This is a genomic window from Mycolicibacterium chengduense, from assembly GCF_033741155.1.
Lineage (GTDB): Bacteria > Actinomycetota > Actinomycetes > Mycobacteriales > Mycobacteriaceae > Mycobacterium.
Genome location: NZ_JAWQNH010000005.1, coordinates 350,462 through 365,581 on the forward strand (window position 1 = coordinate 350,462; position 15,120 = coordinate 365,581).

13 protein-coding genes are annotated in these 15,120 nt (G+C 67.3%); 1 reads left to right on the forward strand and 12 read right to left on the reverse strand.

The genetic code is table 11. The features are described from left to right. Positions 1 to 93: 93 nt before the first annotated feature. Positions 94 to 984: an alpha/beta hydrolase gene (locus SBI67_RS20240; protein ID WP_318982277.1), complete on the forward strand. Its 891-nt coding sequence runs from the start codon at positions 94 to 96 to the stop codon at positions 982 to 984. Here the strand turns inward: SBI67_RS20240 and nuoN are convergent. The 12 genes from nuoN to SBI67_RS20300 all read right to left on the reverse strand — a co-directional run bounded on the left by nuoN (position 974) and on the right by SBI67_RS20300 (position 15,093). Then, positions 974 to 2,527: an NADH-quinone oxidoreductase subunit NuoN gene (gene nuoN, locus SBI67_RS20245; protein ID WP_318982278.1), complete on the reverse strand. Its 1,554-nt coding sequence runs from the start codon at positions 2,525 to 2,527 to the stop codon at positions 974 to 976. The two genes, SBI67_RS20240 and nuoN, sit on opposite strands and share 11 nt — an antisense overlap. Then, positions 2,524 to 4,068 (reverse strand): NADH-quinone oxidoreductase subunit M, encoded by a 1,545-nt coding sequence (locus SBI67_RS20250; RefSeq protein WP_318982279.1) that lies wholly within the window; start codon positions 4,066 to 4,068, stop codon positions 2,524 to 2,526. Before SBI67_RS20250 ends, nuoN begins: the two co-directional genes overlap by 4 nt. Further along, on the reverse strand, positions 4,065 to 5,936 hold the full coding sequence (nuoL, locus tag SBI67_RS20255; protein ID WP_318982280.1) for an NADH-quinone oxidoreductase subunit L: 1,872 nt from the start codon (positions 5,934 to 5,936) through the stop codon (positions 4,065 to 4,067). Before nuoL ends, SBI67_RS20250 begins: the two co-directional genes overlap by 4 nt. Then, entirely contained in the window at positions 5,936 to 6,235 is a 300-nt protein-coding gene (gene nuoK / locus SBI67_RS20260) for an NADH-quinone oxidoreductase subunit NuoK (RefSeq protein WP_024454806.1), read from the reverse strand. The genes nuoL and nuoK overlap by 1 nt, the downstream gene beginning before the upstream one ends. Further along, the gene (locus SBI67_RS20265) at positions 6,235 to 6,936 is read right to left on the reverse strand and encodes an NADH-quinone oxidoreductase subunit J (protein WP_266049846.1); all 702 of its coding nucleotides are present in this window, start codon (positions 6,934 to 6,936) and stop codon (positions 6,235 to 6,237) included. Before SBI67_RS20265 ends, nuoK begins: the two co-directional genes overlap by 1 nt. Further along, a complete protein-coding gene (gene nuoI, locus SBI67_RS20270; RefSeq protein ID WP_318982281.1) occupies positions 6,933 to 7,472 on the reverse strand; it encodes an NADH-quinone oxidoreductase subunit NuoI in 540 nt (179 codons plus the stop codon). The genes SBI67_RS20265 and nuoI overlap by 4 nt, the downstream gene beginning before the upstream one ends. Continuing rightward, on the reverse strand, positions 7,456 to 8,682 hold the full coding sequence (gene nuoH, locus SBI67_RS20275; protein WP_318982282.1) for an NADH-quinone oxidoreductase subunit NuoH: 1,227 nt from the start codon (positions 8,680 to 8,682) through the stop codon (positions 7,456 to 7,458). The genes nuoI and nuoH overlap by 17 nt, the downstream gene beginning before the upstream one ends. Then, entirely contained in the window at positions 8,679 to 11,039 is a 2,361-nt protein-coding gene (locus SBI67_RS20280; RefSeq protein WP_318982283.1) for an NADH-quinone oxidoreductase subunit G, read from the reverse strand. Before SBI67_RS20280 ends, nuoH begins: the two co-directional genes overlap by 4 nt. A gap of 76 nt (positions 11,040 to 11,115) precedes the next feature. Beyond that, entirely contained in the window at positions 11,116 to 12,420 is a 1,305-nt protein-coding gene (nuoF, locus tag SBI67_RS20285) for an NADH-quinone oxidoreductase subunit NuoF (RefSeq protein WP_318982284.1), read from the reverse strand. Then, positions 12,417 to 13,118 (reverse strand): NADH-quinone oxidoreductase subunit NuoE, encoded by a 702-nt coding sequence (gene nuoE, locus SBI67_RS20290; protein WP_318982285.1) that lies wholly within the window; start codon positions 13,116 to 13,118, stop codon positions 12,417 to 12,419. Before nuoE ends, nuoF begins: the two co-directional genes overlap by 4 nt. Continuing rightward, positions 13,115 to 14,422 carry an NADH dehydrogenase (quinone) subunit D gene (gene nuoD, locus SBI67_RS20295; protein ID WP_318982286.1) on the reverse strand — a complete coding sequence of 436 codons (1,308 nt, stop codon included), beginning with the start codon at positions 14,420 to 14,422 and terminating at the stop codon, positions 13,115 to 13,117. Before nuoD ends, nuoE begins: the two co-directional genes overlap by 4 nt. Further along, complete coding sequence (locus tag SBI67_RS20300) at positions 14,422 to 15,093, reverse strand: NADH-quinone oxidoreductase subunit C (protein WP_318982287.1); 672 nt, start codon at positions 15,091 to 15,093, stop codon at positions 14,422 to 14,424. The genes nuoD and SBI67_RS20300 overlap by 1 nt, the downstream gene beginning before the upstream one ends. Between the last annotated feature and the right edge of the window lie 27 nt (positions 15,094 to 15,120).

Genomic DNA, 15,120 nt, shown 5'->3' on the forward strand with positions numbered 1-15,120 from the left:
TGCACATTTGGGCGAATAAGTGCGAGTGCGGATCGGCAAAACGTCGAACTCGACGTAAGCGCCGGTCTGCAACCTATGCGTATGGTCGTGGGCGTGTCCGTCTTATCGACGCCCGTCATCGCCGATGCGCTCGCCGGCCTGTTCGCCCGCGTGGTCAACCCCAGCCCGAAACCGGGGGTGCGGTTCGCGGAGTTCGCCGCCGATACCGCCGAGGTCAGCATCCCGACCCGGCACGGCGACACCCCAGCCACCGTCTATCGTCCCGACGGTCCGCCTGCCGGGGTGTACGTCAACATCCACGGCGGTGGTTTCGTCGTCGGCCACCGCGAACAGGACGACCCCTGGTGCCGCTTCCTGGCGGCGCGGGCCGGCGTCACGGTGATCAACACCGATTATGTGCTTGCGCCGCATCACCGTTTCCCGGCCCCCGTGGAACAGCTCTACGATGTGGTGGGCTGGGCGGCAGACCACGAGGCCGCCGACCAGCTCTGCGTCGGCGGGCAGAGCGCGGGCGGCAATCTGTCCGCCGCCGTCGCCCGGACGGCATTGATGCACGACGGGCCGCCGATTGCCTTACAGGTCCTGCATTACGCCCCGCTGGACCTGGTGACTCCGACGGGCCGCAAGCGCTCCCCCCTCGGGGGCAAGGCGATCATGAAGCCATGGATGGGCGAGGTGTTCGATACCGCCTACATCCCCGAGATCGCCCGGCGCCGAGACCCGTTGGCCTCACCGGCATGGGGCGACAACGCCGACGACATCGCCGGTATCGCACCGGCTTTGGTGATCGCTTGCGAGTATGACCGGCTGCGTGACGAAGCGGCCGCCTACGCCAAGAGGCTCGACGCGGTCGGTGCGCTCGCCGATTACGTCGAGGTGCCAGCCGTCGACCACGGCTACAACATCATGAGCGACGCCACCGAAGTGACTCGCGGGATGTACGAACTGATCGCCGGACAGGTGCGCCGCGCCGTCAGCCGGTGAACTGCTGACCGTTGACCAGATCCAGTAACGGCTGAGGCAATGCGCCCAGGGCGAAGGTGACGGCGGCGGTGATCGTCACCGTCGCCGAACTCAATATGCTGGGTACCACCACGGTGGGCGCGTCCTCGGGCGGATCGGTGAAGAACATCAGCACGATCACCCGGACATAGAAGTAGGCGGCCACGGCGCTGGCCACCACACCGATGATCACCAAAGGTGCTGCCCCGCCCTCAGCGGCCGCCTTGAACACCGCGAACTTGCTGACGAAACCACTGGTCAGCGGAATCCCGGCGAACGCCAGTAGGAACAACGAAAACACGACGCCCACCAGGGGATAACGCCGGCCCAGGCCGGCCCACTGGGTCAGCGTGGTGGCTTCCTCGCCGTCGGCGTCGCGCACCAGACCGGCCAGCGCGAACGCGCCGAGCGTGCTGAAACCGTAGGCAAACAGGTAGAACAGCGTCGCGGCCAAGCCGGCACCGTTGAGTGCGATGACACCGGTCAGGATGAAGCCGGCATGGGCCACCGACGAGTAGGCCAGCATCCTTTTCACGTCGTTCTGGGAGATCGCGGTGACGGTGCCGACGACCATCGTGACGATCGCGATCACCCACAGCACCGGGCGCCAATCGTCGGCCAGGCCGGGCAGCGCCACGTAGAACAGCCGCAGCATCGCGCCGAACGCCGCGATCTTGGTGGCGGCCGCCATGAATGCCGTCACGGGCGTGGGGGCGCCCTGATAGACGTCGGGTATCCACGAATGGAACGGCACCGCGCCGACCTTGAACAGCACTCCGACCGACACCAGTGCCACGCCGACCAGTGCCATCGAGGTGTCTCCGCCGCCCCGCACCGCCGCCGCGATGCCACTGAGGCTGAAGGCGCCGGAGAACCCGTACAGCAACGCGATCCCGTACAAGAAGAACGCCGACGAGAACGCGCCCAGCAGAAAGTACTTCAGCGCCGCCTCCTGGGACAACAACCGGCGCCGGCGCGCCAACCCGCACATCAGGTACAGCGGCAGCGAAAAGACCTCCAGGGCAACGAACATCGTCAGCATGTCGTCGGCGGCCGGGAACAACATCATGCCGGCGACGGCGAACATCGTCAGCGGGAACACCTCGGTCTGGGCCACAACCGCTTTCGCGGCGATCTTCTCGGCCACACTGCCCGGCACTGCCGCGGCTTGTGGGGTGAAGGCGTCCAGGCCGCGTTCCTCGCCTGCGGGTATCCGCCGTTCGGCCATCAGCAAGGTGCCCAGGATCCCCACCAGTAGCAGGGTGCCTTGCAGGAACAGTGCGGGCCGGTCCACGGCGACGGTACCCACGGCCGCGGGGGCACCCGTTCCGTCGAGGGTCGACGTCACCAGCACCACCGCCACCAGCGCGGCCAGCTGGCCGCCGATCGTGAGTACCAGCTGGGCGGCGTACCGGATACCGCGCGGCAGGAACGCTTCCACCAGCACCCCGGCCACCGCCACCCCGAGGATGATGAGGACCGGTGATAGCTGGAAGTATTCGATCGATGGTGCCTCAAGTTTCATCGGGACGCACCCTCCGCGGTCGGCACGGGATCCTGTTGGTGGATCGTGCGCAGCGTGTGGTCGACGGCTGGGTTGATGACGTCGAGCGCCGGTTTGGGATAGATGCCCAGCACCAGCAGCAGCGCGATCAGCGGCGTCACCACGATCAGCTCACGGGGCAGCAGATCCCGCAGCCGCTCGTTTCCCTCTTTCACCGGACCCGTCATCATCCGTTGGTACGCCCACAGGATGTAGATCGCCGAGAGCACCAGCGCGGTCACGGCGAACACCGCCATTGCCGGGTAGCGGGTGAACGTGCCGATCAGCACCAGGAATTCGGAGACGAACGGTGCCAGACCGGGTAGTGACAGGGTGGCCAACCCGGCGATCAGGAATGTGCCGGCCAGCACCGGCGCCACCTTCTGCACACCACCGAAGTCGGCGATCAGTCGGGATCCACGTCGCGACACCAGGAATCCGGCGATCAGGAACAGCGCCGCCGTGGAGATCCCATGGTTGACCATGTACAGCGTGGAGCCGGCCTGGCCCTGACTGGTCATCACGAAGATGCCCAGGATGATGAAACCGAAGTGCGAGATCGAGGTGTAGGCGATCAACCGCATCACGTCGGTCTGGCCGATCGCCACGATCGCGCCGTACACGATGCCGATCACGGCGAGGGTGATGATGAACGGGCGGAACAACATCGAGGCGTCCGGGAACAGTTGCAGGCAGTAGCGCAACATGCCGAACGTGCCCACCTTGTCGACGACGGCCATCATCAGCACCGCCGTCGCCGGGGTGGCCTCCACCGCAGCGTCCGGCAGCCAGCGGTGGAACGGCCACAGCGGCGCCTTCACGGCGAAGGCGAACATGAACCCCAGGAACAAGGCATTGAGCACGGCGGGACTGGCGCCCAGCTCACCGCGCGACGCGGCACCGGCGATGGCCCGGAAATCGAATGTGCCCCCGAGCGAGTCGGCAGTCACCACGTACAGCCCGATCACCGCGGCCAGCATGATGAGCCCACCGAACAGGTTGTACAACAGGAACTTCACCGCGGCGGCCGACCGGTTGGCCCCGCCGAATCCGCCGATCAGGAAGTACATGGGAATGAGCATCGCCTCGAAGAACACGTAGAACAGCAGCACGTCGAGGGCCACCAGGGAGATCAGCACCATGCCCTCGACAGCCAGCGTCAGCGCCAGGTAGCTCTGGGTGGACCGGGTACCGAAGCTGGTGTCGCCGCCGTCGTTCCAGCCCGCAATCAGCAACAACGGCACCAGCACCGCGGTGAGCACCACCAAGGCCAGCGCGATGCCGTCCACCCCCAGCAGGTAACCGGTGCCGAACGACGGAATCCATTGCCGGTCCTCGACGAACTGGAACTGCGCCCCGCCCGGATCGAACCGGACCGCGAGCACCAGCGCGATGGCCAGCACGACCAGTGAGATGGCCAGCGCCAGGTAGCGGGCGAACTGCCTGCCGGGCAATACGATCACGATCGCCGCGCCGACGATCGGGACCGCCCACAGCGCGCTCAGCCAGCCGATGCCGTTCACCAGACCCTCACCACCAGGAACGCTCCGATCACCAGGGCCGCGCCGCCGAGCATGGACAGCGCATACGAGCGGGCGAAGCCGGTCTGCCACGACCGCATCCGCCGGGAGATGGCACCGATGCCGGCGGCCAGCCCGCTGGCCACCCCTTCGACGGCATCGTCGTCGATCTCGACCAGGCCCGCGGTGAGCTGCTGGCCCGGCCGCATGAAGACGGTTTCGTTGAACCGGTCGCCGTACAGGTCAGCCCGGGCGGCGTCGGTCAGAGCCGAAGCCGCCGGGGCGGTTTCGGGGATGGGACGGGTGGCATACATCCGGTACGCGACGCCGACCCCGACCGCCACCACCGACAGGGTGATCACCGTCATCACCCACACCGGGACGGTGCCGTGCGCTTCGTGGCTGCCAACCACCGGCTCCAGCCAGCTGGTCAGGGTACCGCCGATGGCCAGCAAGGCCCCGGCGCCGACGGAGCCGACGGCCAGCACGATCATCGGTGCGGTCATGATGCCGGGGGACTCGTGCGGATGCGCGGTCTCTTCCCAGCGCTTGCGCCCGAAGAACGTCATGAGCATCACCCGGGTCATGTAGAACGCGGTGATCCCGGCGCCCAGCAGCGCAGCCCCGCCGAGCAACCAGCCGCGCGCTCCGCCCGCTGCGAACGCGGTCTCGATGATGGCGTCCTTGGAGAAGAACCCGGCGAACGGTGGCACCCCGATGATCGCCAGGTAACCCAGCCCGAACGTCACGAAAGTGACCGGCATGTAGGCGCGCAGTCCGCCGTAGCGGCGCATATCGGTCTCGTCGTTCATGCCGTGCATCACCGAGCCGGCACCCAAGAACAGCCCGGCCTTGAAGAAGCCGTGGGTGAGCAGATGCATGATCGCCACCGCGTATCCGGCCGGCCCGAGCCCGGCGGCGAGCACCATATAGCCGATCTGCGACATGGTCGACGCGGCAAGGGCTTTCTTGATGTCATCCTTGGCGCAGCCGATGACGGCGCCGAACAGCAGCGTCACCGCGCCGACGACGGTGACGGCCAGCTGGGCCTGCGGTGCCAGGTTGAACACCGGACCGGACCGGACGATGAGGTAGACGCCCGCGGTGACCATGGTGGCCGCGTGGATGAGGGCCGACACGGGGGTGGGGCCTTCCATCGCGTCGCCCAGCCAGGATTGCAGCGGCACCTGCGCGGATTTGCCGCACGCGGCCAACAGCAACAGCAGGCCGATCGCGTTCAGTGAACCCTCCGACAGCGCCGGCGCGGCCGCGAAAAGACCGTCGTAGGAGACGGTTCCGGCGACGCTGAACATCACCATCAGCGCCAGCGCCAACCCCATGTCACCGACGCGGTTGACGATGAACGCCTTCTTGGCCGCGGCGGCCGCCGACGGTTTGTGCGACCAGAACCCGATGAGCAGATAGGACGCCAGGCCCACACCCTCCCAGCCCAGGTAGAGGCCCAGGTAGTTGTCGGCCAGAACCAACAACAGCATGGCGGCGACGAAGAGGTTCAGGTAGGCGAAAAACCGTCTGCGGTCCGGATCGTGTGCCATATAGCCGATGGAGTACAGGTGGATCAGCGATCCGACCCCGGTGATCAGCAGCACGAAGCAGATCGACAGGGCATCGACCTGCAGCCCGAAATTCACCGTCAGCTCACCGACCGGCACCCAGGTGAACAACGTCTGGTGGATCACCCGGTCCTCGGCGGCACGCCCGACCAGATCCGCGAACAACACCGCACCGACGACGAACGAGGCCAGCGCCGTGGCGCAGCCGAGCAGGTGCCCCCAGGCGTCGGTGGCCCGGCCGCCGAGCAGCAGCACGGCCGCACCGGCCAGGGGGAGGGCGATCAGCAGCCAGGTCATCAGTTCCTCAGCAGACTGGCCGCGTCCACCGATGCCGAACGCCGGGCCCGGAAGATGGTCATGATGATGGCCAGCCCGACCACCACCTCGCATGCCGCCACCACCATGGTGAAGAACGCCACCACCTGACCGCCCAGGTGGCCGTGCATGCGGGAGAAGGTGACGAACGCGAGGTTGGCCGCGTTGAGCATCAGCTCGACGCACATGAACATGACGATCGCGTTGCGCCGCAACAACACTCCTGCCGCACCGATGGTGAACAGCAGCGCCGACAGATACAGGTAGTTGGCCGGGTTCATCACTGCCCACCTCGGCGCGGGATGAGCACGGTGCTCACCGAGGTTCGCGCCGCCGTGCCGTCGGGCAGGCGGGCCGGGATGTCCACGGCGTTGTGTCTGGCGTATACCCCCGGATTGGGCAGCGTCGTCGGGTATCCGCCCGGGCCGAACCGTTCGATGGCCAGTTCACGCTGGGTCTTTCGGCGGTCGAACCGTTCCCGATGGGCCAGTACCATCGCACCGAGGGTGGCGGTGATCAGCAGGGCGCTGGTGAGTTCGAACGCCCATACGTAGCGGGTGAAGATCAGCACGGCCAGGCCCTGGACGTTGCCGCCGGCATTCGCCGCGGCGAGGCCGGTGAACCCGTTCACCGAGACGTTGCCGATACCACCGATCAACAGCACCCCGAAACCGACGCCGGCGATGATGGCCGCAACCCGTTGGCCGCGAATCGTTTCGATCAGCGACTCGGACGAGTCGACGCCGATGAGCATCAGCACGAACAGGAAGAGCATCATCACCGCGCCGGTGTAGACCACGATCTGCACGATGCCGAGGAACAGGGCGTCCTGGGCGATGTAGAGCACCGCGAGGTTGATCATTGTGATCGCCAGGAACAGCGCCGAATACACGGCCTTGGTGGCGGCCACCACGCCGAGCGCACCCACCACGGTGAGTGTCCCGACGATCCAGAAGACGACGGCTTCCGCGGTGGAGGTCATTGCGCCGACTCCCGTTGGCGGGCAAGGCCGGTGGCGGTGATGTTGCCGCGGTAGTAGTCCTCGTCAGTGCTGCCGGGCGCCATCTCATGCGGTGGTGCTGTCATCTCCGGCTGCAACGGCGCCAACAGCTTGTCCTTGCCGTAGATCAGGTCGGCGCGGTTGTCGTCGCCCATCTCGTAGTCGTTGGTCATGGTCAGCGCGCGGGTGGGGCAGGCCTCGATGCACAGGCCGCACCCGATACAGCGCAGATAGTTGATCTGATACACCCGGCCGTAGCGTTCACCCGGCGAAAAGCGTTGTCCCTCGGTGTTGTCGGCGCCTTCGACGAAGATGGCGTCGGCCGGACACGCCCACGCGCACAGTTCGCAGCCGATACACTTCTCCAGCCCGTCGGCATACCGGTTGAGTTGATGTCGGCCGTGATAGCGGGGCGCCACCGGTCCCGGCTCTTCCGGGTACTGCTCGGTGATGGGCTTTTTGAACATCGTCTTGAAGGTGACGCCGAACCCGGCGAGTGCATCACCGACCTTGGACATCTGCGACCTCCTTGTTCGGCAGCGGCGGCACCGGGAAGGCCCCGGTGTCAGGTGGCAGCGGCGCGGCGGTGGTGTCGTGGCGCACCGCATGCCAGATCATTAGCAGCAACGCGGCGCCGGTGAGCGCGCCGATGCTGACCACCGCGGTCGTCCAGGACGGGCTGCCCTGGGCCCGCAGTTGATGCGTCACCGCGACGACGACGATCCAGCCCAGCGACAGTGGGATCAGCACTTTCCAGCCCAGCGCCATGAACTGGTCGTAGCGCAGCCGGGGCAGGGTGGCCCGCAGCCAGATGTAGAAGAACAGGAACGTCCATACCTTGGCGACGAACCACACCAGCGGCCACCAACCGGAATTCGCACCGTCGATCAGGTTGAACGGGAACGGCGCGTGCCAGCCACCGAGGAACATCGTGGTGGCCAACGCCGACACGGTGGTCATGTTGACGTATTCGGCGAGCATGAACATGGCGAACTTCAGTGACGAGTACTCGGTGTGGAAACCGCCCACCAGTTCGCCTTCGGCTTCCGGCAGGTCGAACGGCGCCCGGTTGGTCTCGCCCACCATCGAGGTGACGTACACCAGGAATGACGGCAACAGCAGGAAGACGAACCAGGTGTCGTGCTGGGCGGCCACGATGCCCGATGTCGACATGGTGCCCGCGTACAGGAACACCGCGGCGAACGACAGGGCCATCGCAATCTCGTAGGAGATGACCTGGGCGCTGGAGCGCAACCCGCCCAACAGTGGATAGGTGGACCCGGAAGCCCAGCCCGCCAGCACGATTCCGTACACCCCGATGGAGGTGACCGCGAGCACGTACAACACCGCCACCGGCAGGTCGGTCAGCTGCAATGGCGTGGTGTGCCCGAACACCGACACGCTGCCACCCATCGGGATCACGGCGAAGGCCATGATCGCCGGAATCACCGCCAGAACCGGCGCCAGCAGATAGATCGGTTTGTCCACCCCGGCCGGGATGAGGCCCTCCTTGAGGGCGAGCTTGATGCCGTCGGCCAGGCTTTGCAGCAATCCGAACGGGCCGACCCGGTTGGGGCCGAACCGCATCTGCATGCGGCCCAGCACCTTCCGTTCCACCAGGATGGCGACCAGCACGGTGAGCAGCAGGAAGACGAAGATGCCGAGGGCCTTGGCGATCATCAGCCACCACGGGTCGTGGCCGAATGCGCTCAAATCCGGGTAGGTCATGCCGGCTCGATTCGTACGACGGATCCGATGCCCGCCCCGAGCGTGCCGTACACCTGCGAGCCGGGGGAGTTCAGCGGCAACCACACCACCCGGTCCGGCATGTCGGTGATCTCCAGGGCGAGGGTGATGACGCCGTGGTCGGTGCTCACCCGAACCGTGTCGGCGCAGCCCGTTTCGGCGGCCGTGGCGGCGGAGAGCCGGGCCACCGCCGGCCGGGCCGTACCGGCCAGATGCGGTTCGCCATCCTGTAACCGACCGGCGTCCAACAGCATCCGCCACGAAGCGAGCACCGCCTCGCCCGGCCCCGGTTGCGGCGGGACGGCCCCGATATCGGGGGCGGGCGCGGGCAGCCCGTGCCACACACCCAGTCGGGCGATGTCGGCACGCACCCGCGCCGCATCGGTGAGGCCCAGGTCGACGCCCACCTCGTCGGCCAGCGCGGCGAGCACCCGCATATCGGAGGTCGCCGACGGCGGGAGGGCGCCGTCGAACGGGCGGGGCCGGCCCTCCCAGTCGACGAAGGTGCCGCTCTTCTCGGTCACCGGTGCGACGGGGAAGACCACGTCGGCACGGTCGGTGATGGCGCTGCGGCGCACCTCCAGGCTGACCACGAAGCCGGCGGCCTCGATGGCGGCCAGCGCGGCGGCCGGATCGGGTAGGTCGCCGACCTCCACACCACCGACCAGCAGGGCCTGCAGGTCACCGGCCGCCGCGGCGGCCAAGATGCCCGCCGTGTCCCGCCCCGGGTGATCGGGTAGCTCTTCGACATTCCAGGCGGCGGCGACCTCGGAGCGCGCGGTGGGATCGCCGATCGGTCGGCCGCCGGGCAACAGGTTCGGTGCGGCACCGACCTCCAGTGCGCCGCGCTCCCCGGCGCGGCGCGGCACCCAGCCGATCCGGGCGTCGGCGGCCTCGGCCAGCCGCAGGGCCGCGGTGTAGGCGCCGGGCGCGGCCGCCAGCCGTTCGCCGACCAGGATGATGCTGCCGGCGGGCAACTCGGTGCGCAGCCCGTCCAACGCGGCAGCCTCGCAGCCGGGCACCGCGCTCACCAGCTGGCCGTTCAACTTGGTCAGTCCCCGGCTGGCGAACGGAGCGACGGCGATGACCGGCAACCCGGTCCTGCGGACCGCTTTGCGCAGCCGCAGGAAGATGATGGGGGATTCCTCCTCGGGTTCCAACCCGGCCAGCACCACCGCGGGGGCGGTTTCCAAGTTGGCGTAGGTCACCGCGAACGAGCGGCCCGCCACTGCGTGCGCGAGGAACTGGGCCTCCTCCACTGAGCCGGCCCTGGCCCGGAAGTCGATATCGTTGCTGCCCAGCATGATCCGGGTGAACTTGGCGTAACCATAGGCATCTTCGAGGGTCAGCCGTCCGCCGGTCAGCACCCCGGCGGGCCCGGCGGTCAGTCCGCGCAGCGCCACCGCCACCGCCTCGGACCAGGAGGCCGGCCGCTGGCTGCCGTCGGCGTCCCGCAGCAGCGGTGTGGTGATCCGGTCACCCTGGGTGGCGTACGCGAACGCCCAGCGGCCCTTGTCGCAGTTCCACTCCTCGTTGACTTCCGGGTCGTCGCCGGCCAACCGGCGCAACACCTTTCCACGCCGATGGTCGGTGCGCTGCGCACACCCCGAGGCGCAGTGCTCGCACACGCTGGGGGTGGACACCAGGTCGAACGGGCGGGCTCGGAACCGGTAGGCGGTGCCGGTGAGCGCACCGACCGGGCAGATCTGCACGGTGTTGCCCGAGAAGTAGGAGTCGAAGGGTTCACCGTCGGCGACGCCCACCTGCTGCAGCGCGCCGCGCTCCAGCAGCTCGATGAACGGGTCCCCGGCGATCTGATTGGAGAACCGGGTGCAGCGAGCGCACAGCACGCAGCGTTCCCGATCCAACAACACCTGCGATGACAGGTTGATCGGCTTGGGGTAGGTGCGCTTGACATCGGTGAAGCGGGAATCGCTGCGCCCGTTGGACATTGCCTGGTTCTGCAACGGGCACTCCCCGCCCTTGTCGCACACCGGGCAATCCAGCGGGTGGTTGATCAGCAGCAGCTCCATCACCCCGCGCTGGGCCTTGTCCGCCGCCGGCGAGGTGAGCTGGGTGCGCACCACCATGTCCGGGGTGACCGTGGTGGTGCACGACGCCAGCGGTTTACGCTGCCCCTCCACCTCGACCAGGCATTGCCGGCAGGCGCCCACGGGGTCCAGCAGTGGATGATCACAGAACCGCGGAATCTGGATGCCCATCAGCTCGGCGGCCCGGATCACCAACGTTCCCTTGGGCACGCTGATCTCGTGGCCGTCGATGGACAACGTCACCATCTCGACCGCCGCCGTATCCCGGGCTCCTTCGGCCAGCGTCATGCGCGCACCTCCTCCGTGTGTGCGGTTTCATTCGCGACACGCCGCCGCGCGGGGATGAGAACGCACAATGACGTCGTCATGCGCGCGCGCCTTCGGTGGCGAACACCGTCGAGGCGTGCGGGTCGAACGGGCAGCTCGCGCCGAGGTGCGCCTCGTACTCGGCGCGGAAGTATTTGAGCGAGGAGATGATCGGGCTCGCCGCGCCGTCGCCGAGCGCGCAGAACGACTTGCCCAGGATGGCGTCGGAGATGTCGAGCAGTGTGTCCAAGTCCCCGGTCGTCGCGTGTCCGGTCTCCAGCCGTTCGTAGATCTGGGTCAGCCAGTAGGTGCCCTCCCGGCACGGCGTGCACTTGCCGCAGGACTCGTGCGCATAGAACTGCGTCCACCGTCGCACGGCCCGCACCACGCAGGTGGTCTCGTCGAAGATTTGCAGCGCCTTGGTGCCCAGCATCGACCCGGCCCCACCCACACCCTCGTAATCCAGTGGCACGTCGAGGTGTTCGGGGGTGAGCATGGGCGTCGACGAGCCGCCGGGCGTCCAGAACTTCAACTGGTGCCCGGCGCGTATTCCACCGGCGTAGTCCAGCAATTCACGCAGCGTGATGCCCAGTGGGGCCTCGTATTGACCGGGCCTGGTGACATGACCCGACAGCGAGTACAGCGTGAACCCCGGCGATTTCTCCGACCCCATCGACTTGAACCAGTCCACCCCGTTGCGCACGATCGGTGGCACGCTGGCAATGGATTCCACGTTGTTGACCACCGTCGGGCAGGCGTACAGCCCGGCCACCGCCGGGAACGGGGGCCGCAGCCGCGGCTGCCCGCGCCGGCCCTCCAGCGAGTCCAGTAGCGCGGTCTCCTCACCGCAGATATAGGCGCCGGCCCCGGCGTGCACCACCAGGTCCAGGTCGAATCCCGAGCCGAGGATGTCGCGGCCGAGGTAGCCAGCCTCATAGGCCTCGGCGACCGCTGCCCGCAGCCGGCGTAGCACCGGCACCACCTCACCGCGCACGTAGATGAAGGCCTGCCTGGCCCGGATCGCGTACGAAGCGATGATGGCCCCCTCCACCAGCACGTGCGGAGTGGCCATCATGAGCGGAATGTCCTTGCAGGTGCCGGGTTCTGACTCGTCGGCGTTGATCACCAGATAATGCGGCTTCGGGTCCGACTGATTGATGAACGACCACTTCTGCCCGGTCGGGAAACCGGCGCCACCGCGACCGCGCAGCCCGGAGTCCTTCACCAGCGCGATGACGGCGTCGGGATCCATGTCCAGGGCGGCGTCGAGTGCCTGGTACCCGTCGTGGCGCAGATAGGTGGCCAGCGTCCAGGACTCTGGCTCGTCCCAGTAGCTGCTCAGTACCGGTGTGAGGGTGGTCATCGTGGCTCCCTGGCGATCCGCAACCCGGCCAGGGTGGCTGGGCCCGGCGGTGAGGCGTCCGGCGCGCCGGGATCCACCCCGGCCAGGATGCGTGCGGTCTCCCGGAAGGTACACAGGGGGGCGCCGCGGCTCGGGGTCACGGCGACGCCCGTGCGCAGTTGGTCGACGAGTTCGCGCACCGACGACGGGGTTTGGTTGTCGAAGAACTCCCAATTCACCATGACTACGGGTGCGAAATCACACGCGGCGTTGCACTCGATGTGCTCCAGGGTGATCGCGCCGTCGGCGGTGGTCTCGCCGGCGTGCACACCGAGGTGTTCCTGCAACACCTCCAGCAGCGCATCACCGCCCATGATCGCGCACAACGTGTTGGTGCACACGCCGACCAGATAGTCCCCGGTGGGGGTGCGGCGGTACATGGAGTAGAACGTGGCGACGGCGGTCACCTCGGCGGGACTGAGGGTCAGTTGCGCCGCGCAGAACGCGACGCCGGCCGGGGTCAGGAAACCGTCCTCGGCCTGCACCAGATGCAGTAACGGCAGCAGCGCCGAGCGCGGATGCGGGTAGCGGGCGATGATCTGCTCGGCCTCGCTCGCCAGTCGCGCCGTCACCTCGGCCGGATACGCCTGCGGCCCGGCCGATATCGGCGGCCCCGGTTCGTCGGGCCGCTGCCCCAGTTGCAGGTCGATCGCCGTCACCTGTCAACGCCTCCCATCACCGGATCGATCGACGCCACCGCGGAGATCGCGTCGGCCACCATGCCGCCCTCGCACATCGCCGCCACCGCTTGCAGATTGGTGAACGACGGGTCGCGGTAATGCACGCGGTAGGGCCGGGTGCCACCGTCGCTGACCATGTGCACACCCAGTTCCCCACGCGGGGATTCGACGGCCGCGTACACCTGCCCGGCCGGCACCCGGATGCCCTCGGTGACCAGCTTGAAATGGTGGATCAACGCCTCCATCGACGAGCCCATGATCTTGGCGATGTGTGCGGGCGAGTTACCCAGGCCGTCCGGTCCGAGCTTCAGGTCCGCTGGCCAGGCCAGCTTCTTGTCGGTCAGCATCACCGGCCCGGGTGTCCGGTCCAGCCTCTGCACGCACTGCTCGACGATCCGGAGCGACTGCTTCATCTCGTCGACCCGAATCAGGTAGCGGCCGTAAGCATCACAGCCGTCATCGGTGCAGACGTCGAACTCATAGGTCTCGTATCCGCAGTACGGCTGTGCCTTACGCAGATCGTGGGGCAGGCCGGTGGAGCGCAGCACCGGACCGGTCACCCCGAGCGCCATACAACCGGTCAGGTCGAGATAACCGATACCTTTGGTGCGCGCCTTCCAGATGTAGTTCTCGCGCAGTAGGTTCTCCATGTCGCGGAGCCGACCGGGCAGGATCTTGACCAGTTCGCGCAGCTGCGGCATGGCTTCGTCGGGCAGATCGGCCGCCAACCCGCCCGGCCGGATATAGGCATGGTTCATCCGCAGGCCGGTGATCGTCTCGAACATGGTGAGGATCAGTTCGCGTTCCCGGAATCCGAAGAACATCGCCGACATGGCGCCCAGTTCCATGCCGCCGGTGGCCAACGCGACCAGATGGCTGGAGATGCGGTTCAGTTCCATCAGCAGTACCCGGATGACGCTGGCGCGCTCGGGGATGTCGTCGGTGACACCGAGCAGTTTCTCCACGCCGAGGCAGTAGGCGGTCTCGTTGAAGAACGGTGACAGATAGTCCATCCGGGTCACGAATGTCACGCCCTGCGTCCAGGTGCGGTACTCCAGGTTCTTCTCGATCCCGGTGTGCAGATAGCCGATTCCGCAGCGGGCCTCGGTGATCGTCTCACCCTCGATCTCCAGGATCAGCCTCAGCACGCCGTGCGTGGACGGATGCTGCGGGCCCATGTTGACGACGATCCGTTCCCCGGCGTGTTCAGCGGCGGCAGCGACGACGGCATCCCAGTCCTGACCCCCGACCATGACGACGGGCGGTTGGTGATCGATGGTCATCAGTTGTAGGACCTCCGCTGATCGGGCGGCGGGATCTGCGCACCGTGGTACTCCACCGGGATGCCACCCAACGGATAGTCCTTACGTTGCGGGTGCCCCACCCAGTCGTCGGGCATCTCGATGCGGGTCAGCGCCGGATGGCCATCGAAGAGGATGCCGAAGAAATCGTAGGTTTCGCGCTCGTGCCAGTCGGTGGTCGGATAGACCGAAAACAGCGATGGCACATGCGGATCGGCGTCCGGTGCGGTGACTTCCAGCCGGATCCGGCGGTTGTGGGTGATCGACATCAGTGGATACACCGCGTGCAGTTCGCGTCCGTGCTCGTCGGGGTAGTGCACACCGGACACCCCGAGGCACAGCTCGAAACGCAGCCCGGGATCGTCGCGCAGGGTCTGGGCGACCGCCATCAGATGTTCGCGGCGCACCTCCAGGGTCAGCTCGTCGCGGAACACCACGACGCGCTCGACGGCCGCCTGATAGGTGTCCTGGCCCAGTGCGGCGGTCAGCCGGTCGACGACCTCGTCGAAATAGCCGCCGTAGGGTCGCGGTGAGCTACCCGGGAGCGCCACCTCGCGGACCAGGCGCCCGTATCCGGACGTGTCGCCGGACCCGCGCACGCCGAACATGCCGCGGCGGGTGCCGATGACTTCGACATCGGGTTCGTCGCTCATCTGCTGTTGATTCGCTCCGCGAGCGTC

Coding starts and splice junctions, on each gene's coding strand:
- nuoN (WP_318982278.1), bottom strand. CDS start 2,527: ATGAAACTTGAGGCACCATCGATCGAATACTTCCAGCTATCACCGGTC.
- nuoL (WP_318982280.1), bottom strand. CDS start 5,936: ATGACCTGGCTGCTGATCGCCCTCCCCCTGGCCGGTGCGGCCGTGCTG.
- nuoK (WP_024454806.1), bottom strand. CDS start 6,235: ATGAACCCGGCCAACTACCTGTATCTGTCGGCGCTGCTGTTCACCATC.
- SBI67_RS20265 (WP_266049846.1), bottom strand. CDS start 6,936: ATGACCTCCACCGCGGAAGCCGTCGTCTTCTGGATCGTCGGGACACTC.
- nuoI (WP_318982281.1), bottom strand. CDS start 7,472: ATGTCCAAGGTCGGTGATGCACTCGCCGGGTTCGGCGTCACCTTCAAG.
- nuoH (WP_318982282.1), bottom strand. CDS start 8,682: ATGACCTACCCGGATTTGAGCGCATTCGGCCACGACCCGTGGTGGCTG.
- SBI67_RS20280 (WP_318982283.1), bottom strand. CDS start 11,039: ATGACGCTGGCCGAAGGAGCCCGGGATACGGCGGCGGTCGAGATGGTG.
- nuoF (WP_318982284.1), bottom strand. CDS start 12,420: ATGACCACCCTCACACCGGTACTGAGCAGCTACTGGGACGAGCCAGAG.
- nuoD (WP_318982286.1), bottom strand. CDS start 14,422: ATGACCATCGATCACCAACCGCCCGTCGTCATGGTCGGGGGTCAGGAC.
- SBI67_RS20300 (WP_318982287.1), bottom strand. CDS start 15,093: ATGAGCGACGAACCCGATGTCGAAGTCATCGGCACCCGCCGCGGCATG.